We start from the raw sequence: 24,708 nt of genomic DNA, 5'->3' as shown, positions 1-24,708 counted from the left end.
ATGAAGACAAAACTTCTGATGATGCTGGCTGTGGTGGGCCTGGCGGCCGTGCCGCTGTGGTTTGGTCTGGCTAGCACCGACGTGCAAGCGCAGGCCGGCAAGGACTACGCCGTCGGCGACCGCCTCGCCAAACCGGCGCCGAAAACCGCGGGCAGCTTTCGTACCATCACCTTCGACGACCTCATGCCGGCCGACTGGGATCCCAACGCGATCTTCAAACAACTCGACATGGAGAGCCTGAAGGACAACGATCCGCGCGCCATGGAGGTGATGGCCAAGATCAAGCAGGCCTGGGAGGCCGCGCCGGTGGTGCCGGCGCTCAACGGCCAGAAGATTCGCATGGCCGGTTTCCTGGTGCGCCTCGAGGGCGACGACAAGCACATTCGCGAGTTCCTGCTGGTGCCCTATTTTGGTGCCTGCATCCATGTGCCGCCGCCGCCGGCCAACCAGGTGGTGCATGTGATCCCCGACCAGCCGGTGCCGGTCGGGCCCGACATGGGCGCGGTGTGGGTCAGCGGAACGATGCGTCTGGCCGCCGCCAAGACCGACCTGGGCGATGCCGGCTACCGCATCGCGGCGGTCAAGGTCGAGCCGTATCTCGAATGATCACTTGATCATGCGGGCATCACGCTCTCCATTCTCAGGTCGCCTGAACTGGCTGCCGGCGCTGTTGCTGGCCGCGGTGCTGCAGTTCTCGATGGGCGTGCCGCTGACGCACGCGTACGAGCATCTGCCGGCGTCCGAGGCGCACCCGGCGGGCACCGCGCACATCGGTGATCCGGCCGAGCATGCGGCGGATCTGCTGTGTCTGGACTGCGTGGCCGCGACGGCCACCGCAGACATGCTGGTCGATGGTGGCGCCACCGCGTGCTTGCCGTCGCCGGGCCTCGTTGCGGCGACGGTGTCGTCGAGACCATTCCCCGCCTCTCGCGCGCGCCGCGCGCGAAACCGTTCGCCCCCGACCGTCTGAGCCCCTTCTCGCAACGTCCTTACCGGCCCCACCCCGCGGCGCCGGCGTGAGTTTTTGTGCGCCCGATTTGCGCACACACACAGGTATCAGATGATGAAAAACCCCAGCATTCTGGCCGGCGCCCTGGCGCTCGCCTTCGCTTCCCCCGTCGCCTTTGCCGCCGCATCGCCCGAAGTGGCCAGCCTGCGCGAAGAAATCCAGCAACTGCGTGCCCAGTACGAAAAACGCCTGGCCGAACTCGAACAGCGTCTGGTGAGCCAGCACACCGCGCCCGTCGCGGCGCCCGCGCAACCGGTGTCGACCGGCAAGGGCTTCAACCCCGAGATCTCGCTGACCCTGCAAGGCCAGTACCGTCGCATGAAGGACATCGACGAGCGCCACATCAGCGGCTTCGCCGCCCTCGCCGACCACGACCATGATCACGGCGGCGGCGAGCGCGGCTTCTCGCTCGACCACACCGAGCTGGTGCTGGCTGCCAATATCGATAGCCACTACCGCGGCCTGGTGAACTTCGGTATCACCGACGGTGAGGTCGAGGTGGAAGAAGCCTGGTTCCAGACCACCGGCATGGGCCACGGCCTGAGCTTGCGCGGTGGCCGCTTCCTGTCCAGCATCGGCTACCTCAACGCCCAGCATGCCCATGCCTGGGACTTCGCCGACGCGCCGCTGATGTACACCGCGCTGTTCGGCGAGCATGCAAACTACGGCAACGACGGCCTGCAGCTCAAGTGGGTGCTGCCGACCGACCTGTTCGCCGAGGTTGGTGTCGAGATCGGGCGCGGCGCCAGGTTTCCGGGCACCGACCGCGATGTGAACGGCATTGGTAGCAGCGCCATCTTCGCCCACCTGGGCGGTGACGTCGGCAGCAGCCACAGCTGGCGTGCGGGGTTGTCTTACCTGAATGCCCGCGCCGCCGACCGGCATTCGCATTTCAAGGATGTCGGCGGCGAGGAGGTGACGGGCGACTTCACCGGCCGCAGCCGCACGTGGATCGCCGACGCGGTGTGGAAATGGGCGCCCGACGGCAACGCCAGTGCGCGTGCACTGACCCTGCAGGCCGAATATTTTCAGCGCCGCGAAGACGGTGAGCTGAATTGCCAGGGCGAGGCCGGCAGCGCCTGCGCGGTGGCGGTCGAGGACGACTACCGCACCCGACAACATGGCTGGTATGTGCAGGCAGTTTACAAGTTTCACCCGCAGTGGCGCGTCGGCCTGCGGCACGACCGGCTCGATCCGGGCACCCGCGACTATGGCGATAACAACGCCAACATCGAACGCGAGAACCACACCCCCAAGCGCAACAGCCTGATGGTGGACTGGAGCCCGAGCGAGTTCTCCCGCCTGCGTCTGCAGCTGGCGCGTGATCAGTCGATGGCCGGTGAAGTCGACAACCAGCTGTGGCTGCAATACGTGATGAGCCTGGGCGCCCATGGCGCGCACCGCTTCTGAGGGGATGAGGATGATACGACGCATTCTTTTCGCCCTGCTGTGTCTGGGCCTGACCGGCCCGGCCAGTGCCGGGCTCAAGGTGTTTGCCACGCTCCCCGAATGGGGGGCGCTGGCGCAGGTGATCGGCGGCGATGCGGTGACGGTGTTTGTCGCGACCCATGCGCGGCAGGACCCGCACCACATCGAGGCCCGGCCCTCGCTGATTGCCCGCGCGCGGCAGGCCGACCTGGTGGTGGCCAACGGCGCCGAACTGGAGATCGGCTGGCTGCCGGCGGTGCTGTCTTCGGCCGGTAATCCAGTCATCCAGCCCGGTCAGCCGGGTTATTTCGAGGCCGCCGCGCAGGTGGCATTGCTGGAGGTGCCGGTGCGCGTCGACCGTGCTGATGGCGATGTGCACCCCGCTGGCAATCCGCACATCGGTCTCGACCCGCGTGTGATGCTGACGGTCGGCGCGGCCTTGCAACAACGCATGGCGGCGCGCGATCCGGCGCAGGCGGCGGTGTATGAGGCCAATTGGGCGGCCTTCCGCACGCGCTGGCAGGCTGCCATCGCGCGCTGGGCCGAGCGCGCCGCGCCGCTTCGGGGCGAGGCCATCGTGGTGCATCACACCGCCTATCCCTACTTCACCCACTGGCTCGGCCTGAGCCGGGCCGGCACGCTGGAGCCCAAGCCCGGCGTGGCGCCGGGGTCGGCGCATCTGGCCGCGCTGCGCGATGCGTTGGCCGGGCAACGGGTGCTGGCCATCGTGCGGCCACCGTATGCGTCGGAGGGGCCGGGCCAGTGGCTGGCCGAGCACAGCGGTATCCCGCTGCTGCGCCTGCCGGTCAGCGTCGAGACATCGGCGGACGAAGCCGGGCTGACCGCCTGGTTTGACGAGCTCATCGATCGTCTGCTGGCGCAGCGACGATGAAACCGCCGGGCACCGTTTTGCTCGAGGCACTCGGGCTGAGCGTCGGCTACGACCGGCCCCTGCTGAAGGGGCTGGACCTGCAACTGGTGGCCGGCCGGGTCACCACCCTGCTCGGGCCGAATGGTGCCGGCAAAAGCACCGTGCTGCGCGCGCTCGGCGAGGCGCGGTTGCGCCTGGCCGGGCGGGTGTGGCAGGCGCCCGGCCTGCGCCTCGGTCATCTGGCGCAGGCTGCCGAGGGGCAGGCCGAGCTGCCGCTGAGCGGTCGCGAGCTGCTGGCCCTGACCGGCGCCACCGCCGATGGCCTGCCGCCGTGGCTGGCCGACTGTCTGGACGCCCGCCTCGATCGCCTCTCCGGCGGGCAGCTGCAATACCTGCGTTTCTGGTCGATCGCCGCCGCGCCCTTCGATGTGCTGTGCCTCGACGAACCGGGTAACAACCTCGACGCGCGCGGGCTGGCCGCGCTGCGCGACTGGCTGCACACGCCACCGGCCGGCCAGGCCGTGGTGCTGGTGACGCATGACGACAGCCTGGTCGACACCGCGCGCCAGTCCGTGATCCGGATCGCCTCATGAATATCGATCTGCTGTTCGACCCGCTGTTCCGCCTGCCCTTCCTCACCGGCCTGTTGCTGGCCGTGTGGCTGCCGGTGCTCGGCCTCTACCTGCGCCTGCGCGGCGAATGGCTGGCAGTGCTCGGCATGGCGCAGCTGGCCTCGGCCGGCGCGCTCGGCGGGGCGGTGCTGGGCTTGCCGGCGGTGGCCGGCGGGGCCGGCGCCGGGCTGCTCGCGGCGCTGGCCAAGTGGGGCTTGAAGCGCCCGAGCGACAGCGCCTATGCGGCCATGCTGCTGCTCGGCTGGGCCGCGGCGGTGGCGGTGATGAGCAACCACCCGCTGGCTGAGCAGGCCGCGGGCGCGGTGTTCGACGGGCAACTGTATTTCACCGGCGGCGGGCATCTGGCGGCGGCAGCGGCAGTGCTGGGCATCGGCGTGCAGGTGTTGTTGTGGAGCCATCGTGCGCTGCTGCGCGCACGCGTGCATCCCGCGTTGGGCCCGCCGGGGGCGGCGATCCGGCTGGCCTTCGACCTGGTGGCCGGCGCCAGCGTGGGTGTGGCGATTCTGTCGCTTGGGGTGATGGCCAGCTTCGCGCTGGCTTTCGTGCCGGCCTGGCGCGCTTTTGCCACGGCGCCGTCATGGCGAGGGGCGTTGTGGCGGGCGATGGCGATCAGTGTGACGGCCTATGTGCTGGGCTTTGTGCTGGCGCTGGTGCTCGATCAGCCCTTCGGGCCGGTCGGCGTGGCCGCGGTGTTGTTGGTTGCCGGGCTGGCGCCGCCGTGGCGGCGGCGCGCGGGTCGCGGGGCTGGGTGACGGACAGCGGACGGTGAGATCGGAAAACTCCACTGAGTTCAGTGTCTTACGCAGCCATCCTGTGACGGATGGGCCCAGCCGCTGACGGCGGCGGTGCACAGAGCGAGAACTTTTCCGTCAATTGGGTATTCTCTTGAGGTTCACGCCGCCCGCCGAGATCTCCATGCCCGACCCCATGAGCGCCGACAGCATCCGCATTGTCGGTGCCACCCAGAACAATCTGAAAAACCTCGACCTGGAGATCCCGCTCGGGCAGCTGGTGGTGTTCACCGGGCCGTCGGGTTCGGGCAAGTCCTCGCTGGTGTTCGACACCTTGTATGCCGAGGGCCAGCGCCGTTACGTCGAGACCTTCTCGCCCTATGCGCGGCAGTTTCTCGACCGCATGGACAAGCCGCATGTGACGCGCATCGAGGGCGTGCCGCCGGCGATCGCCATCGATCAGACCAACCCGGTGCGCACCTCGCGCTCGACGGTTGGCACCATGACCGAGCTGACCGACCACTTCAAGTTGCTCTTTGCCCGCACCGCGCATCTGCATTGCCGGGGCTGTGGCGCGGCGGTGCAGCGCGATACGCCGCAAAGCATCGCGGCCGCGCTGGCCGAGCGCACGGCGGCGGCGGGCGACCCGCGTCTGCTGGTGACTTTCCCGGTCGAGGTGCCGGCCAACTTTACCGAGGACGAGATCCGCGGCTATCTCGAGCAGCAGGGCTACACCCGCATTCATGGTCGCGAGGGCGACAAGCTTTGGGTGGTGCAGGACCGTTTCCGTTTCGGCAATACCGAGGCGGCGCGGGTCGGCGAGGCCATCGAGGCGGCGCTGCGCACCGGTCAGGGTCGGCTCACCGTGCGGGCCGTCGATGGCGACGGCGCCGAGACGGCGGCGTGGCGCTTCTCGGACGACTTCCACTGCGCCGACTGCGACATCCACTACGGCGAGCCGCTGCCCAGCCTGTTCTCTTTCAACTCGCCGCTGGGCGCCTGCGAGAGTTGTCGCGGTTTTGGTCGGGTGATCGGCATCGATCACGGCCTGGTGGTGCCCGACGAGAGCAAGACGCTGGCGCAGGGCGCGGTCAAACCCTGGCAGACGGCGAGCTATTCCGAATGCCAGGACGACATGGAAAAGATGGCCGCCAAGGCCGGCATTCCGCTCGGCGTGCCCTGGCGCGATCTCACCGACGAACAGCGCCACTGGGTGCTCGAAGGCGAGCCGCAGTGGAAGAACTGGAGCCGATCCTGGCCGGGCGTGTGGTACGGCGTGCGGCGCTTTTTCGACTGGCTGGAGAGCAAGGCCTACAAGATGCACATCCGCGTGCTGCTGTCGAAATACCGCAGCTACACGGAATGCCCGGCGTGTCAGGGCTCGCGTCTGAAGCCCGAATCCCTGTTGTGGCGAGTTGGTGATGCCGCAGCCGCCGACGCGGTGATGCCGGCCGCCGCGCGCTTCCTGCCGCCGGGACTCGCTGGTGGCCGCGACCGCCTCGCCACGCTGCCGGGCCTCACGCTGCACGACCTGATGCAGCTGCCCATCGACCGGCTGGCCGGTTTTGTGGAGCGCATCGAAGCCACCGGCACCACCGCTGAAGACGAAGCCACGCGCATGGTCTGTGACGAGATTCGCGCCCGTCTGCGCTACCTCACCGAAGTCGGCCTCGGCTATCTCACGCTCGATCGCCAGAGCCGCACGCTGTCGGGCGGCGAGGTGCAGCGCATCAACCTGACCACGGCGTTGGGTACCTCGCTGGTGAACACCTTGTTCGTGCTCGACGAGCCGTCCATCGGCCTGCATCCGCGCGACATGGATCGCATCGTGCAGGTCATGCGCCGGCTGCGCGACGCCGGCAACTCGCTGGTGGTGGTCGAGCACGACCCGGCGGTGATGCTGGCCGCCGACCACATCTTCGACATCGGCCCCGGCCCCGGTGAGCGCGGCGGGCAGATCGTGTTCTCCGGCACGCCGGCTGCGCTGCGCGCCGAGGGCTCGACGTTGACCGCCGACTATCTGTCTGGCCGCAAGCATGTCGACCCCGGCACCGCGCAGCGCCCGGTCGATGCCGACACCCCGCGCCTCACCATTCGCGAGGCGCGCGACCACAACCTGCAAGGCATCGACGTCGCCCTGCCGCTGAACCGCATGGTGGTGATCACCGGCGTGTCCGGCTCGGGCAAATCGACGCTGGTGCAGGACGTGCTCTACCCCGCCCTGCGTAAATCTTTCGGCCAGCCCACCGAGACCCCCGGCGCGCACGCCGGCATTGATGGCATCGAACACATCACGGATGTGGTGATGGTCGATCAGTCGCCCATCGGCAAGAGTTCGCGCTCCAATCCGGTGAGCTATGTCGGCGCCTGGGACGCGATCCGCGCCCGCTTCGCCGCCCTGCCCGCCGCCAAGCAGCGCGGCTATACGCCGGGCACCTTCAGCTTCAACGCCGGCCAGGGTCGCTGCCCGACCTGCACCGGCTCGGGCTTCGAGCATGTGGAGATGCAGTTCCTGTCGGACGTCTATCTGCGCTGCCCGGACTGCGACGGCAAGCGCTACCGCCCCGAGGTGCTCGAACTGGAGATCGACGGCCGCAACGTGGCCGACGTGCTGGCGATGACCGTCTCCGAAGCCCTGGCCTTCTTCGATGGTGACAAGGCGGTGGCCACCGCGCTGCAGCCGATCATCGATGTCGGCCTCGACTATGTGCGCCTCGGCCAGCCGGTGCCGACCCTGTCCGGCGGCGAGGCGCAGCGCCTCAAGCTGGCGGGGCATCTGGCGGCGTTTGCGGCCAAGGCGGGCAAGCGCAAGAAGTCCACCGAGCCGACGACGGCCGGTGGCACGCTGTTTTTGTTTGATGAGCCGACCACCGGCCTGCATTTCGACGATGTCGCGCGCCTGCTTGGCGCCTTCCGCAAGCTGGTCGATGCCGGCCATTCGCTGCTGGTGATCGAACACAACCTCGACGTGATTCGCGCCGCCGACTGGCTGGTCGACCTCGGCCCCGAGGGCGGCGAAGGTGGCGGACTGCTGGTGACCGAAGGGCCGCCGGCGGCGGTGGCGAAACACAAGACCTCGCACACCGGCCGCGCGCTGGCCGAGTACGAAGCGGCGCTGGCCGCCCCGCCGGTGCGTCTCGCGGCCGAGCCGGCCGTGGCTTACCGGGCGCGGGGCGCCGGCCACATCAGCATTCACCATGCGCGCGAACACAACCTCAAGAACGTGGACGTGAAGATCCCGCGCAGCGGCTTCACGGTGATCACCGGGGTGTCCGGCTCGGGCAAATCCACGCTGGCTTTCGACATCCTGTTCGGCGAGGGCCAGCGGCGTTATCTCGAATCGCTCAATGCCTACGCGCGACAGTTTGTGCAGCCGGCGGCGCGGCCGGACGTGGATGCCATCTACGGCATTCCGCCCACCGTCGCCATCGAGCAGCGCACCAGCCGCGGCGGGCGCAAGAGCACGGTGGCGACGCTGACCGAGCTGTACCACTTTCTGCGTCTGCTCTATGTGAAGCTGGGCACGCAGTACTGCCCGGACTGTCAGGTGCCGGTGGCACCGCAGAGCTTCGAGGCGATCATTGCGCGGATCAGCGCCGAGCATCGCGGCGAGTCGGTGGAGTTGCTGGCGCCGCTGGTGAATAACCGCAAGGGCTTGTACACCGATCTGGCCAAGTGGGCGCGCGGCAAGGGCTATGAGCAGTTGCGTGTCGATGGCGAATATCTGCCCACGCGCAAATGGCCGCGCCTCGACCGCTACAAGGAACACACGCTGGAGTTGCCGGTCGGCATGGTCAAGGTGGTGCCCGAGAACGAGGCGCTGCTGCGCGAGCAGGTGCGCGAGGCACTCGACATCGGCAAGGGCGTGTTGCGAGTCTTGCGGCTGGGCACGCTGGGCGCGACGCCGGAGACCTTTTCCATCCACCGCGCGTGTTCTTGCTGCGGCAAGAGTTTCCCCGAGCTGGACCCGCGCCTGTTCTCCTTCAACAGCAAGCATGGCTGGTGCGGCGCGTGTTTTGGCACCGGCTTGGTCGTCGGCAAGGTGAAGGCCGAGGACGTGCACGAGCTCGACTTCGCCAGCTTTGACGAAGAACCGAGCACGCCCTGCCCGAGCTGCGAGGGCACGCGCCTGAACCCGATCGCGCGCAATGTGCGTTATCGCGAGCAGCCGATTTCGGCGCTGACCGCCGGCTCGGTGGATGCGGTGGCCGGCTTCTTCACCGACCTGCCGCTGGCTGGCCGCGAGGCCGAGATCGCGCGCGACATCGTCAGCGAACTGGGCAGTCGATTGAGTTTTTTGCAGCAGGTCGGCCTCGGCTATCTGGCGCTGGATCGCGCCGCGCCTACGCTCTCCGGTGGCGAGGCGCAGCGCATCCGGCTGGCGGCGCAGCTCGGCTCCAGCCTGACCGGTGTGTGCTATATCCTCGACGAGCCGACCATCGGCCTGCATCCGCGCGACAACCAGGTGCTGCTCGACACCTTGGCGCGGCTGGAAGCCAAGGGCAACACGCTGGTGGTGGTCGAGCATGACGAGGACACCATCCGCCGCGCCGACCATGTGATCGACCTCGGGCCGGGCGCCGGCAGCCGGGGCGGGCATATCGTGGCCGAGGGCAATGCCGCGGCGCTGATGGCCTCGCCGGACTCGGTGACTGGCCGGCATCTGCGGTCGCCGCTGCAGCACCCGCTGGCCCCGCCGCGCCCGGTCAAGAAAGACACCGATAGTCTGTGGCTGCGTGGCGCCAGCCTGCACAACCTGAAAACCGTGGATGTGCGCGTGCCGCTGGCGCGCCTGAGCGTGGTGACCGGCGTCTCCGGTTCCGGCAAGTCCACGCTGGCGCGCGACGTATTGCTCGACAGCCTCAAGCAGCTGGTGGCCGGCGGGGCGCCGGTGGGCTGTGCGAGCGTCGAGGGCTGGGAGCAGATCGGCCGGGTGCTGGAGGTCGATCAGACCCCCATCGGCAAGACGCCGCGTTCCTGCCCGGCGACCTATGTCGGCTTCTGGGATCTCATCCGCAAGTGCTTCGCCGACACCAACGAGTCGCGCATGCGCGGCTGGACGGCGGCGCGCTTCTCCTTCAACACCGGCGCCGGGCGCTGCCCGACCTGCGAGGGCCAGGGCCAGCAACGCATCGAGATGAGCTTTCTGCCGGACGTGAAAGTGCCTTGCGAGACCTGCGCCGGCAAGCGCTTCAACCGCGAGACGCTGTCGGTGCGCTGGCGCGAGAAGAACATCGGCGAGGTGCTGGCGATGGACGTGGATACCGCGGTGGACTTCTTCGCCGCCCATCCGCGCATTCATCACACCCTGGCGTTGCTGCAGGATGTCGGCCTCGGCTACCTCACGCTCGGCCAGGCCAGCCCGACGCTGTCCGGCGGCGAGGCGCAGCGCATCAAGCTGGTCACCGAACTGGCCAAGGCGCGCACGCCGACTCGGCCAGGCCGCGGCGGCGGCGGCGCGAACACGCTGTATGTGCTGGATGAACCGACCGTCGGCCTGCACATGGCCGACGTGGAAAAGCTCATCCATGTGTTGCACCGGCTGGTCGAGGCCGGCAACACGGTGGTGGTGATCGAACACGATCTGGACGTGATGGCCGAGGCCGACTGGCTGGTCGACCTGGGGCCGGAAGGCGGCGACGGCGGCGGCAGCGTGGTTGGCTGCGGTGCGGTCGATACGGTGCTGAAGGCGGGTGCGGGGCACACCGCGCGGCTGCTGGGCGAGTTTCTGCAGGCGCGCCGCACGCGGGCCGAGGCGATGACATGAGCGGGATGAGCGGATGCGAAAACCGATCTACCTGACCGCCGGGGCGCTGTCGCTGGTGCTCGGCTTTGCTGGCATCTTCCTGCCGCTGCTGCCGACCACGCCTTTCGTGCTGCTGGCGGCCTTCTGCTTTGCGCGCGGCAACCCGGCCTGGGAGGCGCGGCTGCTGGCTGATCCGCGCTTCGGACCGTCGATCCGTGCCTGGCGCGAGCGCGGCGCGATTCCCGCGCAGGGTAAGCGCCTGGCGGTGCTGATGATGCTGGTCAGCGCGTTGGGGGGCTGGTTCTTGTTGCCGCCCGGTTGGCACATGGTGCCGGCGGGGTTTTGCGCTGTGGTGGGCGCCTGGGTGCTGACCCGGCCGTCGGCCTGAGCGCGCTCAGAAGCGCATGTCGAGGCCAAGATAGACTTGGCGTGACACACGGTTGACGGGCTGAGTGCTGTTCAGTTGCTGCGCCGGGTTGGCCACTTCCTGGTGGCGCGGGCCGAGATTGAGCGCCGCCAAAGTCAGTCGGGCGGATTGCCCCGCTAGCCGGATCGGCCGGGAAAGGGCGATATCCAGTGAAGTGTAAGCGCGCACCACATAGGTTTGGCCGGCGATGTAGCTGTCGCCACTGGCCACCGGACCGACCCGGTTGAGATGCACCATGCTGCTCCAGCGTTGCGGCCAGCGCTGCATCCACATCAGGCTGGCCGTGTAGGGGGCGATTCCCGCTTCCACCTGAGCGTCGCCGGCGTCGCGTTGCAAGACACTCCAGGCCAGGCGGATATCGCCGTTTCGCCACGGGTGCGCTTCCCACTGCAACTCAACCCCCCGGACGTAGAGATCGTTGCCGAAGTTCTCTTCGCGCGTGGTGGGGATCTGCGCCGCAAGCAAGGGTGTGGGCGGTGGCGGCGTGACCTGCTGACGGATCACCAGATCGCGCAGACGCTCCTGGAAGATGCGGATTTCGGCGGTGCTGCGCGCCCAGTGCAGTTGCCGGATGTAGCCGAGTTCAAAGGTGTCGGCACGCGTCTGGCGAAGATCGGGATTGGGGAGGAAGGGCCGCGCCAGCAGCAAGGCAGGATTCGCGGGGTGATAGATACGCGTGTCGCTGTGGCGCTCGAACGGGCTGGTGCTTCGCCAGGCCCGCGCGACGCCGATTCGCAGTGTGTCGGCCGGCGTTAGGCGATGGTTGGCATACAGGCGCGGGCTGAAACGCCAGCCGTCATCGTTGCTGCGTTCCAGGGCGAGGCCCAGATTGAGCTGGGTTGCATCGGTGGCTTGCCATTCGATATTGCTGAACAAGCGATAGATCGGGACACGGACCGAGGCGTTGCTGGAGAAGCTGAAGGGCGAGCGCGTTTGTGTTTGGGTGGCCTCGGCCCCCCAGACCCCGCGAACGCGCTCTGACCAGCGATCGCGCTGCTGGAATTCGATGCTGCTGCGCAGATCCCGGCGGTCGCGTGAAAGGGGAACGTCCGGGATGCTGGGGATGCCACCGATCCAGCGGTCGCGGTAGTCGAGCTGATGATGATAGGCACTTAGCGACCATTCGCTATCGATGCTGTCGACATGCTGCCAGCGCAGGTGGAGTAGATGAGCGGTGTCTTCGCCGTCACGCAGGGCGTTGTTGCCGAAGGGCGAGTCCGGGTAGCCGCGACCGGTGGTTTCGTGTGTGCTGCCGAGTCGGAAGCTGAAGGTGTTTTCCGGGTTGATCTGCGCGTCGCCGCGCAGGCTGACGCGCTGGGTGCGGCGGTGATCATGCAGGCCGCGAAAGCCGCCGTCGGTGTGTTCGCCGGCGGTGATGCGCAAGGCCAGTGGGGCGGTGCCGCCGGCCCAGCCCATTTCGACATCGCGTATCGATGGGTCGCCGATGGCGATCTGCACATGGCTGCCGGGGTCTTCCGCCGCCGGACGGGTGATCAGGTTGACCGCGCCTTGCAGCGCACTGGCGCCATAGCTGTTGCCACTGGCACCGCGCACCACCTCGATACGTTCGATTTCGCTGAGAAAGACGGGCAGACCGCTCCAGGCAGAGGTGCCAAAGCTCACCGGCACGTAGGTGGGCGCACCGTCGATCAGCACCTGAAGCTCACCCGGGATGGATTGTCCGAGGCCGTGATAGCTGACCCAGCTGGCGTTGCCTCGCTCCTGCCCCACCAGCATGCCGGGCACCAGCCGCAGCAGGCGTGCCAGATCGCGATAGCCGCTGCGCTCGATGACGCCGCGGTCGATGACGGTCATGGCGCCGGGGGCGTCTTGCAGCGCCTGGGGCAGTCGGGAGGCGGTGAGCACGACCGGCAGGTGTTCGAAGTACGCGCTTTCGCGTTCGTCCAGAATCGGCGACGCCGATGCGAGCGCAGGCAGGCTCAGCAACAGGGAGACCGCTGACCCACGCCGGATGCGCTCTCCGACGGCAGCAGTCATCGCATTCATCATCATCTACGCGGCGATCGGACAAACCCGCAGACTATACCGCAAGGGCGCAAAAAGTTTGTGCGAAATGACCGCAGTGCCGTGTGATAGCGATTTGGCATACCCCGACAGCACGCCGCCGACGGGCGGCGTGCTGTCGGGATCAAGCGATTACTTCAGTCGAACGCCGAGGTAGAGCCGACCCTCGCCGCGTTGCACCAGCAGTGCGAAGCGGTCGCCGGCCTGTTCCAGCAGCTTGCGAAAGCCCGCCACGTCCTTGACGGGCGTGTTGTTCAGCGCCAGCACCACGTCGCCCTTCTGGATACCGGCGCGTGCAGCGGGGCCATCAACGTCTTCAACCACCAGACCGCCGGGCACCTTGAGCTGTTCGGCTTCGGCGGCGCTCAGGGGGCGAGCCGACAGGCCCAGTTTGCCGCCGGCATTTTGCTGACCACCGCCACGCGCCTGGAGACGCTCATTGTCCTGGCCGCCCAGCGTGGCTTCAATGCTGCGCGCTTTGCGGTCGCGCCAGATCTCCAGCCGAATCGTGGTGCCCGGGGGCATCTCGCCGATGATGCGCGGCAGATCGGCCGAATCGGCGACGCGGTCGCCATTGACGCCGAGGATCACGTCACCGGGTTGCAGCTTGGCCTTGGCGGCGGCCGAGCCGGGCTCGACGCTGGAGACCAGCGCGCCCTTAGGATCGTCCAGCCCGAAGGAGTCGGCCAGTTCCTTGTCCAGCCCCTGAATGATGACGCCGAGGCGGCCGCGACGCACCACGCCGAAGGTCTGCAACTGGTCCTTGACCTTCATCGCCACATCGATGGGGATGGCGAAGGAGATGCCCATGAAGCCGCCCGAGCGCGAGTAGATCTGCGAGTTGATGCCGACCACCTCGCCGTCCAGGTTGAATAGCGGCCCGCCCGAGTTGCCCGGGTTGATCGCCACGTCGGTCTGGATGAAAGGCACATAGGTTTCATCCGGTAAGCGGCGCGCCTTGGCCGAGATGATGCCGGCGGTGACGGTGTTGTCGAAGCCGAAGGGCGAACCGACCGCCACCACCCATTCACCGACGCGGGTCGCTTCCGGGTCGCCAATGCGGACGGTGGGCAGGTCTTTGGCGTCGATCTTGAGCAGGGCCACATCGGTGCGCTTGTCCACGCCTTCGACTTTGGCCTTGAACTCGCGCTTGTCGGTCAGGCGCACGGTCACCTCGGTGGCATCGTCGACCACATGCGCATTGGTCAGCACATAGCCGTCGGCGCTGACGATGAAACCCGAGCCCACGCCGCGGGCGATCTGCCGACCCCCCTGGCCTTGACCGGGGATGCCTGGAATATTGGGCCCGCCGGGCATGCCGGGCACCGGGACGCCGAAGCGGCGCAGGAAGTCGTAGAAGGGGTCGTCGCTGTTGGCCAGCGGGCTGGCCACTTGCTGCACCACGCTGATGTTGACCACGGCCGGCCCGACACGCGAGACCAGATCGGCAAAGTCCGGCAGGGTCTGGCGGGTGGCGGGCATCGCGGCGACCGGGGTCGCGGCGGTGGCGTGGGCCTCGGTGAGGCCGGGCGAGAGATTCAGCCAGGCGACCAGGGCGAGTCCGGTGGCGCCGGCCAGCGCGGTGAGGCGGGGGGTGAGTCGGTTCATGCGTCCTCCTGTGTCATCGGGGTGTCGACCTCGCCGGGCAAGCGGGCGGATCGCGAACCCCGGCATCCTGCCATATCTGGGAATGTCGGGGTCTGGTTCAACTGCCGGGCCAGCGGTGCTCGGGCGTCGCAAGGAACCTGGACTGGCCGGCTACGTCATAGCCTGTGATAATCATGATGAAGCAGACCATGGAATCGCCAAACTGTTCCGGAAGGGAAAAAACATGACGCTGACCGACCTGAAATACATCGTGGCGCTGGCGCGGGAGTGCCACTTCGGTCGGGCGGCCGAACGCTGCCATGTCAGCCAGCCGACGCTGTCGGTGGCGATCAAGAAAGTCGAGGAAGAACTCGGCGTGATGCTCTTCGAGCGTGGCACCAGCGATGTCAAGGTGACGCAGCTGGGGCTGCGCATTGTCGAGCAGGCGCAGCGGGTGCTGGTTGAGGCGGGTCAGATCAAGGAGATCGCCCAGGCCGGCAAAGACCCGCTGGGCGGGCCGCTGCGGGTCGGCGCGATCTACACCATCGGGCCCTACCTGCTGCCGCGGCTGATTCCCCAGGTCAAGGCGCTGGCGCCGCGCATGCCATTGATTCTCGAGGAAAACTACACCGCCAGTCTGGCCGAGTCGCTCAAGCGCGGCGATCTGGATGTCGCCATTCTGGCGCTGCCCTTCGAGCAGCCGGGGCTGGTGGTGCAGCCGATCTACGAAGAGCCGTTTCGTGTGCTGATGCCGAGCACCCACCCTTGGGCGCAGCAGACGGCGGTCGGCGCCCACCAGTTGGCCGAAGACCAGTTGCTGCTGTTGGGTGCGGGCAACTGCTTCCGCGACCAGGTGCTGGAGGTGTGCCCCGAGTGCAGTGGCGTCGGCGGTCTGCAACGCACCTTGCAGGGCAGCTCGCTCGAAACGATTCGGCTGATGGTGGCCAGCGGCATTGGTGTGACGGTGTTGCCGGCAACGGCGGCCGATGACCTCCCCGAGCGCAACAGCCTGCTCGCCACCCGCCCCTTCGAGGCGCCCGAGCCCTCGCGCACGATCGCGCTGGCCTGGCGGGTGACCTACCCGCGCAGCGGTGCGATCGACGTGATTCGCAAAGCCATTCTCGCCTGCACCCTGCCCGGCGTGCTGCCGCTCAACGCCGCCTGCCAGGACGTGACCGCATAGACCCGATCAATCGACCGGATATGGAGAATCGATTGGATTTTGTCATGCCCGGCACGTAGGCTTGAGGCATCAGGAATTGATCACCACAGAACAAGGAGCGCCACCATGGATATCGATATCGGCATCAGCAAGAAAGACCGCACTGCGATTGCGCACGGGCTGTCGCGCCTGCTGGCGGACAGCTACACGCTGTACCTCACGACGCACAACTTCCACTGGAATGTGACCGGCCCGATGTTCAACACCCTGCACCAGATGTTCGAGGTGCAATACACCGAGCTGGCGCTGGCGGTGGATGCCATTGCCGAGCGGATTCGCGCCTTGGGCGAGCCGGCCCCGGGCACCTATAGCGCCTTTGCCGAGCTGTCCCGATTGGAAGAGCCGCAAGGCGTGCCCAGTGCGGAAGAGATGATCCGTCAACTCGTGAAGGGGCAGGAAGCGGTGATTCGTACCGCCCGCGAGATCATGCCGGTGGTGGATGAGGCGGACGATGAGCCGACCGCCGATCTGCTGACCCAGCGCATGCAGGTGCACGAGAAGACCGCGTGGATGCTGCGCAGCATGCTGGCGAACTGATCGCAGCACGCATCACGTCATTGACGGCCGGGGCTTCCCGGCCGTTTTTTTCAGAAGCCGGATCCGGGTGTGGCCAGGAACGCCTGTTCGGCCGGTGTGCTGGCGCGGCCGAGAATCGCATTGCGATGCGGAAATCGGCCGAACTGCGCAATTACCGCCTGGTGGCGCAAGGCGTAGTCGTAGGTGCTGTCGAAGCCGGGGTGGGTGTCGTGAAGCGCCTTGAACAGGGCGACCGCGCGGGCCTGCTTGGCGAGATCTTCGGCGTGTTCGAAGGGCAGGTAGGCAAACACCCGCTCGACCGGCCTGAGCTGTGCGTCATGGCCAGGGTCGACCAGGGCCTGCGCGGCACGCAGGGCCAAGGCGTCGCCGGCAAAGGCGCGCGGGGTGTTGCGGAAGACATTGCGGGTGAATTGGTCGAGCAGCAGGATGCGCGCGAGGGCGCCGCGCTCGGTGGTATCCCAGTCAGTCAATCCGCCAGCCAGTGCTTGATCGACCAGCGCGCCGAAGCGCCCGGCAATGGCCGTGTCGGTGTCGTCGCGCTTTTCAAACCACAGGGGCCGGTGGGTGCCGTAGTCGGCGCTGTCCGGCGCGCCGAACCAGAAATCAAGGACCTGGCGAGCGGCGTCGGGTAGCGTCGGCATGGGTGGCTTACTCGTCGCCCTTGGCGGCAGCTTTTTTGGTGGGCTTCTTCGCGGCGGCGGGTTTCTTCGGTGCGCGCGGCTCGAACTCGAAGCCCACGCCGCCATCCGGTTTGCGCACCAGGAAGGCCGAGAACTTGCGCTTGGTCTTGTTCGACACAAAGCCCTTGAGCAGGTCGGTCTTGCCATCGGTGAGCAGCTTGCTCATCTGCTCGCGTTCGATGGGCTGCTGCAGGATGATCTTGCCCGAGCGGAAGTCGCAGGTCTTGTCGGGTCCGACCGACTTCTCGCAGACATAGACCATGCCATGCTCGTACACCTTGGCCTGGCACTTCGGGCAGGCGCCCAGCGGCGTCTGCTCGGAGAAATCCACCGGCTCGGCATTTTCGTCGTCACGCGGCTGGCCGAAGTCGAAGGTCGGACTCAACTCGTCATTGAGCTTGATGTCGGCATTGAACAGCCGGCCCATCTTGTTGCGGAAGCCCATCAGCGGACCGATGTGGCCGTCGCGCAGCAAGGCTTCGATCTCGGGGATCTCGAACTGACGACCGGCCACGATCTTCCAGGTGCTCCAGTCGCAGGCCTGGCAGGCGAATTTCTTGTAGTTTTCTTTGACCACGCCGCCGCACTTCGGGCACGGCGTTTCGAGCGTGGCGAAGTCGCCCGGCACGGTGTCGGATTCATACTGCTTGGCGCGCTCGACCATGTCGCGCGCCATGCTGGCGATCTCTTCCATGAAGGCGTCGCGGGTCAGCCCGCCGCGCTCCATCTGCGACAGCTTGTGTTCCCATTCGCCGGTCAGCTCGGGCGAAGTCAGCGCCGACACGCCCAGGCCCTTGAGCAAGGTGATCAGCGAGAAGGCCTTGGCGGTGGGGATCAACTCCTTGCCATCGCGGTGCATGTATTGCTCACCGATCAGGTTCTCGATGATCTGCGCGCGCGTCGCTGGCGTGCCGAGGCCGCGACCGGCCATGGCGGCGCGCAGTTCTTCGTCGTCCACCATCTTGCCGGCGCCTTCCATGGCCGAGAGCAGCGTCGCTTCGTTGTAGCGTGCGGGTGGCCGGGTCTGCTGGGCCTTGACCTCGATGTCGTCGGTGCTGACCTTTTCGTCCTGCGCGACGCTCGCCAGGGTTTCGGCGTCATCGCTGGGCTTGTCGCGGCCGACCACCACCAGCCAGCCCGGCTTGACCATCACCTTGCCCTCGGTCTTGAAGGCTTCGCCTTCGACACGGGTGATGCGGGTGGTGACACGGAACTCGGCCGCCGGGTAGAACACCGACAGGAAGCGGCGGGTGACCAGGTCGTAGATCTTCTGTTCCGGCTCGGACAGCGTCTTGGGCGCGGTGCCGGTGGGAATGATCGCGAAGTGATCGGAAATCTTGCTGTTGTTGTAGATGCGCTTGTTCGGGCCAGCCCAGCCTTCGCGTTTGATCTCGTTGGCAAACTTGGCGTATTCGGCGGGCAGGTTGCCGAGCACCTCCTTGACCGTATCGACATAATCTTCAGGCAGCGCGCGGGCGTCGGTACGCGGGTAGGTCAGTACCTTGTGGCGTTCGTACAGCGCCTGCGCGACCTGAAGCGTGGCGCGGGCCGAGAAGCCGAAGCGGCCATTGGCCTCGCGCTGCAGGCTGGTCAGGTCGAAGAGCAGCGGCGAGAGCTGGGTGGAGGGCTTGGATTCTTCTTCCACCGTGCCGGGCTTGCCGTCGCACTTGGCGCGGATCGCCTCGGCGCGGGCGACGTCCCACAGCCGCTCGGCGCGGGCGTGCTCGTCGTCGTTCTTCTTGAAGCTCTCGTCAAACCAGCGGCCGGCGTAGCTGCCTTCGGCGCAGCCGAAGCTGGCGTGCAGTTCCCAGTAGTCGCGGGACTTGAACTCGCGGATGCGTTGTTCGCGTTCGACCACCAGCGCCAGGGTCGGGGTCTGTACCCGGCCGACCGTGGTCAGGTGGAAACCGCCGGTTTTGGAGTTGAAGGCAGTCATCGCCCGCGTGCCGTTGATGCCGATCAGCCAGTCGCTTTCGGCACGCGACACCGCGGCCTGACGCAAACCGTCGACTTCGTCGGCCGAGCGCAGGTGGGAGAAACCGTCGCGAATCGCGCCGGTGGTCATCGACTGCAGCCACAGGCGCTGCACGGGCTTTTTGGTTTTGGCGTGTTCGGCGATGAAATTGAAGATCAGCTCGCCCTCACGCCCCGCGTCGCAGGCGTTGATCAGGCCGTCGACATCCTTGCGTTTGATCAGCCGGGTCAGCAGCTTGAGGCGGTCTTCGCTCTTGGCGATGGGCTGCAGCGCGAAACGCGAGGGCACCACCGGCAGGTTGGCGAAAGACCATTTGCCGCGCTTGACCTCTTCGTCGGGTGGCACGGTCAGCTCGAGCAGGTGGCCCACGGCCGATGCCAGCACGTAGTCGTCGGACTCGAAATAGTCTTTCTGGCGAGTGAATCCGCCCAGTGAACGGGCGATGTCCTGCGCGACGGACGGTTTCTCGGCGATGATCAGTTGTTTGCTCATGGCATGCGGAAGAACCGGCGGTGCCGGTCAGGGTTCCCGGAAAATCAAGTGGTTAAGCGCGACATCTTAAGGATGTCGCGGCGGCAGGTGCAAGTGGCCGAGGCCCTTGCACGCGTCAGTGAAGCGCCGGCGAGATGTCGTCGTCCTCGCTCAGCAATTCGTCGAGGACCAGCGAATCCATTGGATATGCCTGTTTCCAGAGCACGATCAGCACGATGACTTTCAGCCGCGACACCGAGACATGGCTGTCGGGCAGTGCCATCAGGCGATCAAGAATCAGTTCGCGGTTGGCGCCATCGAGCACGCCCGAGTCTTCCAGAAACAGCAGGAAACCAATGCCTTCGCGCCCCAGCTTGGCCGTTTCTTCGGACGAATACAAGCGCATCGCTCCGGCGCTTGGCGCGCTGAAGGCGGTGTACTCACTGGCGGTCTGGTTCAGATCCGACAGCCACTCCAGGGCGTCGCTGATCTCGTCTTCTTCGAAGCCTGCGGCCGTCAGTCGGCGTGCCAATTGCTCCGGCGCCGGGCAGGCTTCAGCGTGGATATAGGTTTCGAAGAGATAAACGAGAACATCAAACATGAATAAGTGGGGGCTCTATGTGAGTCGCTGGAAGCGGCCGCCGGGCAATCGCGCCAGATGACCGTCCAGTTCCAGTGAAAGCAGAATGGCGTACAGCGCATCGGCCGTCAAGCCGGTACGGGCCGCGAGTGTATCAAGGCTCACGGGATCATGGCCGAGCGCCGCCAGCAGGTGGTCGGTGGTTTCGTCGGTCTCGGCCGCCGGTTCGGCCGGGGTGTCGAGGGGCATGGGCGGCGCGCTGGCGTAACCCGAAAAGACGCCTTCTTCGAGGATGTCCTCGGCCGTTTCGACCAGTTTTGCGCCGTCGCGGATCAGCCGGTGGCAGCCCTTGGATTGCGGCGAATGGATCGAGCCGGGGATGGCGAAGACCTCGCGACCTTGCTCGCTGGCCAGTCGCGCGGTGATCAGTGAGCCGCTGTTCAGTGCGGCCTCGACCACCAGCACCCCTTGGGCCAGGCCCGAAATGATGCGGTTGCGACGCGGGAAATTGTGTGCGGCGACCTGGGTGCCCAGCGGGAACTCGGTGACGATGGCGCCGCGCTCGAGAATGCGCCGGGCCAGGGCCTGGTTGCGCGCCGGATACATGCGATCGGCGCCGGTGCCGATTACGGCGATGGTGGCGCCGTCGGCGTCGAGCGCGCCTGCATGGGCGGCGGCATCGATCCCCAGCGCCAGGCCGCTGATGATGGCCAGGCCAGCGCGCGCCAGCGCGCCGGCAAAGGCGGCGGCATTGGATTCGCCCTGGGGGGTGGCACTGCGGGCACCGACGATGGCCAGCCCCGGCCGGTTCAGCAGGCTGGCATCGCCTTTGACATAGAGCAGCGTGGGCGGGTCGGGCAGCTCCAGCAGGCGCTGCGGGTAGCCGGCATCGGCCAGGGTCAGCAGGGTGTTGCCGGGCTGGTCAGCCCAGGCCTGCGTGGCGGCAATGGCCTCGCTGGCGTCGTGATCGTGCAGCGCTCGCGCGAGTTTGTCGCCGATGAGTTCGGCGATCGCGCTTTGGCGGGCCGCAAACACCGCCGCGGGCAAGCCGAAGGCCTTGAGTAAACGGCGCTGACGCCCACCACCGAGTCCGGGGATGAGCGTCAGGCGTAGCCAGTCGGCCAGTTCGGAGGGGGACAACCGGTTGGTCAGGGCGTGCGTACCGTATCGCTGACTTTAATTGGCGCCGTGGCATCGACCACCAGGCCGTAGGACACCCGGTCGAACACCCGGAACAGGAAGACCAGGCCGTAGCGGTGCTCCGGCAGTTCGAAGGTTTCCTTCTTGTTGGTGTCTTCGTCCTTGTAGACCACCGAGCCGCGATGGCGGTAGAGCGCCAGCACGTGACCGACTTCGGCACCATCTTGCTGGCCAACGCCGAGGGTGATGACACCCTGACGGCCGGTTTCGCTGACGCCGCCGTAGATGGCGATGACGCGGCCTTCGATGCTGGCGGTTGGGGCGTGCGGCACGTAGGACAGCAGTTCGGGGCGGTCGGCCGGCAGCATCAGTTCGCCGGTGCCGATTTCCTGGCGCGCCATGGCGATCTCGAGCGCGGCCGGCTCGCCCGGCTGGGTGACGTCGGCGGTGCCCAGATGCACGGCTTCGTAGCCGAGAATCTTCTTGGTCAGCGGATCGGTCAGCGGCTTGGCCGGGCGGTAGATGTGCCAGGTATTGACGCCAGCCGCCACGTTTTTGGCAAACACCGTGTCGCCCTGGCCGGTGTAGAGCCGGTTTTCTTGCGTGGCGACGATGGTGGCCGAATTCAGGATGCGCTTCTCGTCCACCACCAGCGGGTGGGTCAGGAAGGGGGCAATCTCGTTTTGCGGAATGCTGGGAATCGCCTGGTCGGTCGCTTCCGAGTAGATCTGCGGTTGCAGCTTGCCGTCACCGACCCGGCGACCCAGGCGCAGATAGGGGCCGCTGCGGTCGAGGACGATGATCTGGCCCGGATAGATCAGATGCGGGTTGCGGATCTGGTCCTTGTTGAGCTGCCACACTTCCGGCCAGCGCCAGGGCTCGCGCAGGAACTTGCCGGAGATGTCCCACAAGGTGTCGCCTTTGCGCACCGTATGGCTGTCTGGCGCGTTCTGCGCCAGCTCGACTGGCGAGGCGGCCAGGGCCGGTTGGACGAGGGCGGCGACGCCAATGACTAGAGAGAATATAATGCGGATCATCACTCGCTTCCGTTTCGATGCAGGCGGCATTCTGACGCCCTGCCGGGAATTCGTACCATCAATGACGGTCATATATCCCGGAAGTTGAGCGTTCCGATGACAAACGTGCATCATCGGGGATGGCAAATTACTTGAAATTCTGCACGTAATCCCATAACGCGGCAAGCTTTTATGGCACTACTCCCAATACTACATTTTCCTGATCCACGACTTCACACCAAGGCGGTCCCGGTTGCCAAGGTGGATGATCGCATTCGCACACTGATCCGCGATATGGCCGAAACCATGTACGAGGCGCCCGGCATCGGCCTGGCCGCCACGCAGGTCAACGTCCATGAGCGGGTGGTGGTCATCGACGTGAGCGAAGACCAGTCCAGCCTTCAGGCCTTCATCAACCCCGAGATCCTTGAGCGTTCCGGCGAGCAGGTGGGCGAAGAAGGCTGCCTGTCGGTGCCCGGCGTCTACGACAAGGTGGTGCGCGCCGAGCGCGTGAAGGTCCGGGCGCTGAACGAAAAGGGCGAATCCTTCGAGCTTGAGGCCGACGGTCTGCTGGCGGTGTGTATCCAGCACGAGCTCGACCATCTCGATGGCAAGGTGTTCGTCGAATACCTGTCGCTGCTCAAGCAAGGCCGCATCAAGAACAAACTGGCCAAGCGCGCGCGCATCACCGCCTGACGGCGAGGCGGACCCCTTCATGAGAATTGCCTTTGCCGGTACGCCGGCGTTCGCCGCGACGGCGCTCACTGCCCTGATCGACGGTGGCTTTGAGGTCGTGCTGGTGCTCACCCAGCCGGACCGCCCCGCCGGGCGCGGTATGAAACTGCAGCCCAGTGCGGTCAAGCAGGTGGCGCTGGCGCACGGCATCCCGGTCGATCAGCCCGAGAAGCTGCGCACGCCCGAGCAACAGGCCGCGCTGTGTGCTGCCGAACCCGATGTGCTGGTGGTGGCGGCCTACGGCCTGATCCTGCCGCAGGCGGTGCTCGATATTCCGCGCATCGGCTGCCTCAATATTCACGCCTCCTTGCTGCCGCGCTGGCGGGGGGCGGCGCCGATTCATCGTGCGATTGAGGCGGGCGATACCGAAACCGGCATCACCATCATGAAGATGGACGCCGGCCTCGACACCGGCGACATGTTGCTGCGCCAGGCCGTGCCGATTCCGCCCGACGCCACCACCGCCAGCCTGCATGACACGTTGGCCACGCTCGGCGGCGAGATGATCGTCGACGCCATCTGCCGGCTCGCCATCAAGTCGCTCGAAGGCGAGCGCCAGCCGGACGAAGGCGTGACCTATGCGCACAAGATTGCCAAGTCCGAAGCCCGCCTCGACTGGCGTCGTCCGGCCGTCGAACTGGCGCGTCAGGTGCGGGCTTTTGATCCGTTTCCCGGGGCGGTAGCTGAATTTGATGGACGGCTGATCAAGCTCTGGCAAGCCACCGTCACGGATGCTGCGGGTGCGCCCGGCACGGTGCTCAAGGCGGATGCCGACGGTGTGCTCATTGCCTGCGGCGAGGGCGCCTTGCGGGTGACGGTGTTGCAGCAGCCGGGTGGCCGGCGCGTGTCCGCCGCGGCGTTCTTGCAGGCCAGCCCCGTCGTGGCGGGGACGCAGCTGGCGCTCGCATCGGCGCATTGAATCTTTCTGACTGACCCCCATCTAAGTGTGCGCGGAGGTGTGCTCCGCGCTTGATGACGAGGACGCTCAATGTTCGGTAACTGGATTAAAACCTCTCTGCTGATGGCCGGCATCGTCGCGCTGTTCGGCGTGATTGGCGGCATGATCGGCGGTCAGCAGGGCATGTTGCTGGCGCTGTTGTTCGGCGGCGGCATGAACGTCTGGGCCTACTGGTTCTCGGACAAGGTGGTGCTCAAGATGTACAAGGCGCGCGAAGTCGACGCCGCCACCTCGCCCTACCTCTACAACATGGTGCGCGAGCTGGCCGGCCGGGCCGAGTTGCCGATGCCCAAGGTGTACATCATCGACGAGGCGCAGCCCAATGCGTTTGCGACGGGCCGCAACCCCGAGCACGCTGCCGTGGCTGCTACCACCGGCATCATCCGCATGCTCTCCGAACGCGAACTGCGCGGCGTGATGGCGCACGAGCTGGCGCATGTGAAGAACCGCGACATCCTGATCTCCACCATTTCGGCCACCGTGGCCGGCGCGATTTCAGCGCTGGCGCAGTTCGGCATGTTCTTTGGCGGGCGCGGCGAGGATCGCCCCAATCCGGTGGTGTCGATCATCATCATGATCCTCGCGCCGATTGCCGGCATGCTCATCCAGATGGCCATCTCGCGGACCCGCGAGTTCGGGGCCGACCGGGGGGGCGCCGAGATCTCCGGCGATCCGGCCGCGCTGGCCGATGCGCTGGCCAAGATCGACGCCTACGCGCGGGGCATTCCCATGCATACGGCCGATGAACACCCCGAAACCGCGCAGATGATGATCATGAACCCGCTCTCGGGTGGCGGCTTGAAAGGCCTGTTTTCCACCCACCCGGCGACCGAAGAGCGCATTGCCCGCTTGCGCGCCATGCGCTGATTTTCGTCTCGATCGAATCATTACCGTGTGCGCGGCCTTCGGGCCGCGCATTTTTTTTGATCGCTCCGCAT

20 protein-coding genes are annotated in these 24,708 nt (G+C 66.6%); 13 read left to right on the top strand and 7 right to left on the bottom strand.

Translation table 11 applies throughout. The annotated features are described in order from the left end of the window. The 8 genes from FHP89_RS19380 (at position 1) to FHP89_RS19345 (ending at position 10,805) form a co-directional block, all read left to right on the top strand. On the top strand, positions 1 to 606 hold the full coding sequence (locus tag FHP89_RS19380; protein WP_144176109.1) for a DUF3299 domain-containing protein: 606 nt from the start codon (positions 1 to 3) through the stop codon (positions 604 to 606). A gap of 10 nt (positions 607 to 616) precedes the next feature. After that, entirely contained in the window at positions 617 to 970 is a 354-nt protein-coding gene (locus FHP89_RS19375; RefSeq protein ID WP_144176108.1) for a hypothetical protein, read from the top strand. Between the two features lie 93 nt (positions 971 to 1,063). After that, positions 1,064 to 2,419 carry a TonB-dependent receptor gene (locus FHP89_RS19370; protein WP_144176107.1) on the top strand — a complete coding sequence of 452 codons (1,356 nt, stop codon included), beginning with the start codon at positions 1,064 to 1,066 and terminating at the stop codon, positions 2,417 to 2,419. A gap of 10 nt (positions 2,420 to 2,429) precedes the next feature. Further along, positions 2,430 to 3,329: a metal ABC transporter substrate-binding protein gene (locus tag FHP89_RS19365; RefSeq protein WP_222105452.1), complete on the top strand. Its 900-nt coding sequence runs from the start codon at positions 2,430 to 2,432 to the stop codon at positions 3,327 to 3,329. Continuing rightward, positions 3,326 to 3,901 (top strand): ATP-binding cassette domain-containing protein, encoded by a 576-nt coding sequence (locus FHP89_RS19360; protein ID WP_144176105.1) that lies wholly within the window; start codon positions 3,326 to 3,328, stop codon positions 3,899 to 3,901. The genes FHP89_RS19365 and FHP89_RS19360 overlap by 4 nt, the downstream gene beginning before the upstream one ends. After that, positions 3,898 to 4,692: a metal ABC transporter permease gene (locus FHP89_RS19355; protein ID WP_144176104.1), complete on the top strand. Its 795-nt coding sequence runs from the start codon at positions 3,898 to 3,900 to the stop codon at positions 4,690 to 4,692. The genes FHP89_RS19360 and FHP89_RS19355 overlap by 4 nt, the downstream gene beginning before the upstream one ends. 163 nt (positions 4,693 to 4,855) lie before the next feature. Beyond that, positions 4,856 to 10,438 carry an excinuclease ABC subunit UvrA gene (gene uvrA, locus FHP89_RS19350; RefSeq protein WP_222105451.1) on the top strand — a complete coding sequence of 1,861 codons (5,583 nt, stop codon included), beginning with the start codon at positions 4,856 to 4,858 and terminating at the stop codon, positions 10,436 to 10,438. Between the two features lie 13 nt (positions 10,439 to 10,451). Beyond that, entirely contained in the window at positions 10,452 to 10,805 is a 354-nt protein-coding gene (locus FHP89_RS19345; RefSeq protein WP_144176103.1) for a YbaN family protein, read from the top strand. Between the two features lie 6 nt (positions 10,806 to 10,811). Here the strand turns inward: FHP89_RS19345 and FHP89_RS19340 are convergent, their stop codons facing one another. Both FHP89_RS19340 and FHP89_RS19335 read right to left on the bottom strand, forming a co-directional pair. Then, on the bottom strand, positions 10,812 to 12,842 hold the full coding sequence (locus tag FHP89_RS19340) for a TonB-dependent receptor plug domain-containing protein (RefSeq protein ID WP_186300246.1): 2,031 nt from the start codon (positions 12,840 to 12,842) through the stop codon (positions 10,812 to 10,814). Positions 12,843 to 13,001: 159 nt separating this feature from the next. Next, positions 13,002 to 14,477 (bottom strand): DegQ family serine endoprotease, encoded by a 1,476-nt coding sequence (locus FHP89_RS19335; protein WP_144176101.1) that lies wholly within the window; start codon positions 14,475 to 14,477, stop codon positions 13,002 to 13,004. A 223-nt stretch (positions 14,478 to 14,700) separates the two neighbouring features. On the opposite strand from FHP89_RS19335, the gene FHP89_RS19330 reads away from it, so the two are divergent. Further along, on the top strand, positions 14,701 to 15,639 hold the full coding sequence (locus FHP89_RS19330; protein ID WP_144176100.1) for a hydrogen peroxide-inducible genes activator: 939 nt from the start codon (positions 14,701 to 14,703) through the stop codon (positions 15,637 to 15,639). A 105-nt stretch (positions 15,640 to 15,744) separates the two neighbouring features. Continuing rightward, positions 15,745 to 16,215, top strand: a complete 471-nt coding sequence (locus FHP89_RS19325) for a Dps family protein (protein ID WP_144176099.1) — start codon at positions 15,745 to 15,747, stop codon at positions 16,213 to 16,215. Positions 16,216 to 16,265: 50 nt separating this feature from the next. Here FHP89_RS19325 and FHP89_RS19320 read toward each other — a convergent pair whose 3' ends face one another. The 5 genes from FHP89_RS19320 to FHP89_RS19300 form a co-directional block, all read right to left on the bottom strand. Further along, positions 16,266 to 16,856: a DUF924 family protein gene (locus FHP89_RS19320; RefSeq protein WP_144176098.1), complete on the bottom strand. Its 591-nt coding sequence runs from the start codon at positions 16,854 to 16,856 to the stop codon at positions 16,266 to 16,268. A 7-nt stretch (positions 16,857 to 16,863) separates the two neighbouring features. After that, on the bottom strand, positions 16,864 to 19,362 hold the full coding sequence (locus FHP89_RS19315; protein WP_144176097.1) for a DNA topoisomerase III: 2,499 nt from the start codon (positions 19,360 to 19,362) through the stop codon (positions 16,864 to 16,866). A gap of 115 nt (positions 19,363 to 19,477) precedes the next feature. After that, positions 19,478 to 19,942 carry a DUF494 family protein gene (locus FHP89_RS19310; RefSeq protein WP_144176096.1) on the bottom strand — a complete coding sequence of 155 codons (465 nt, stop codon included), beginning with the start codon at positions 19,940 to 19,942 and terminating at the stop codon, positions 19,478 to 19,480. A gap of 15 nt (positions 19,943 to 19,957) precedes the next feature. Then, on the bottom strand, positions 19,958 to 21,061 hold the full coding sequence (dprA, locus tag FHP89_RS19305) for a DNA-processing protein DprA (protein WP_144176095.1): 1,104 nt from the start codon (positions 21,059 to 21,061) through the stop codon (positions 19,958 to 19,960). Positions 21,062 to 21,069: 8 nt separating this feature from the next. After that, the gene (locus tag FHP89_RS19300) at positions 21,070 to 22,098 is read right to left on the bottom strand and encodes a LysM peptidoglycan-binding domain-containing protein (RefSeq protein WP_144176094.1); all 1,029 of its coding nucleotides are present in this window, start codon (positions 22,096 to 22,098) and stop codon (positions 21,070 to 21,072) included. 171 nt (positions 22,099 to 22,269) lie between these two features. On the opposite strand from FHP89_RS19300, the gene def reads away from it, so the two are divergent. The 3 genes from def to htpX all read left to right on the top strand — a co-directional run bounded on the left by def (position 22,270) and on the right by htpX (position 24,637). Continuing rightward, complete coding sequence (def, locus tag FHP89_RS19295) at positions 22,270 to 22,773, top strand: peptide deformylase (protein WP_144176093.1); 504 nt, start codon at positions 22,270 to 22,272, stop codon at positions 22,771 to 22,773. 19 nt (positions 22,774 to 22,792) lie between these two features. Then, positions 22,793 to 23,731, top strand: a complete 939-nt coding sequence (fmt, locus tag FHP89_RS19290; RefSeq protein WP_144176092.1) for a methionyl-tRNA formyltransferase — start codon at positions 22,793 to 22,795, stop codon at positions 23,729 to 23,731. Positions 23,732 to 23,800: 69 nt separating this feature from the next. After that, positions 23,801 to 24,637 carry a zinc metalloprotease HtpX gene (gene htpX, locus FHP89_RS19285; protein ID WP_144176091.1) on the top strand — a complete coding sequence of 279 codons (837 nt, stop codon included), beginning with the start codon at positions 23,801 to 23,803 and terminating at the stop codon, positions 24,635 to 24,637. Positions 24,638 to 24,708: the final 71 nt, after the last annotated feature.

Source organism: Denitromonas ohlonensis, assembly GCF_007625205.1.
Taxonomy (GTDB): Bacteria; Pseudomonadota; Gammaproteobacteria; order Burkholderiales; family Rhodocyclaceae; genus Nitrogeniibacter; species Nitrogeniibacter ohlonensis.
Note: the sequence above shows the minus strand (reverse complement) of the source record. Positions and strands in the feature narration are given on the sequence as shown.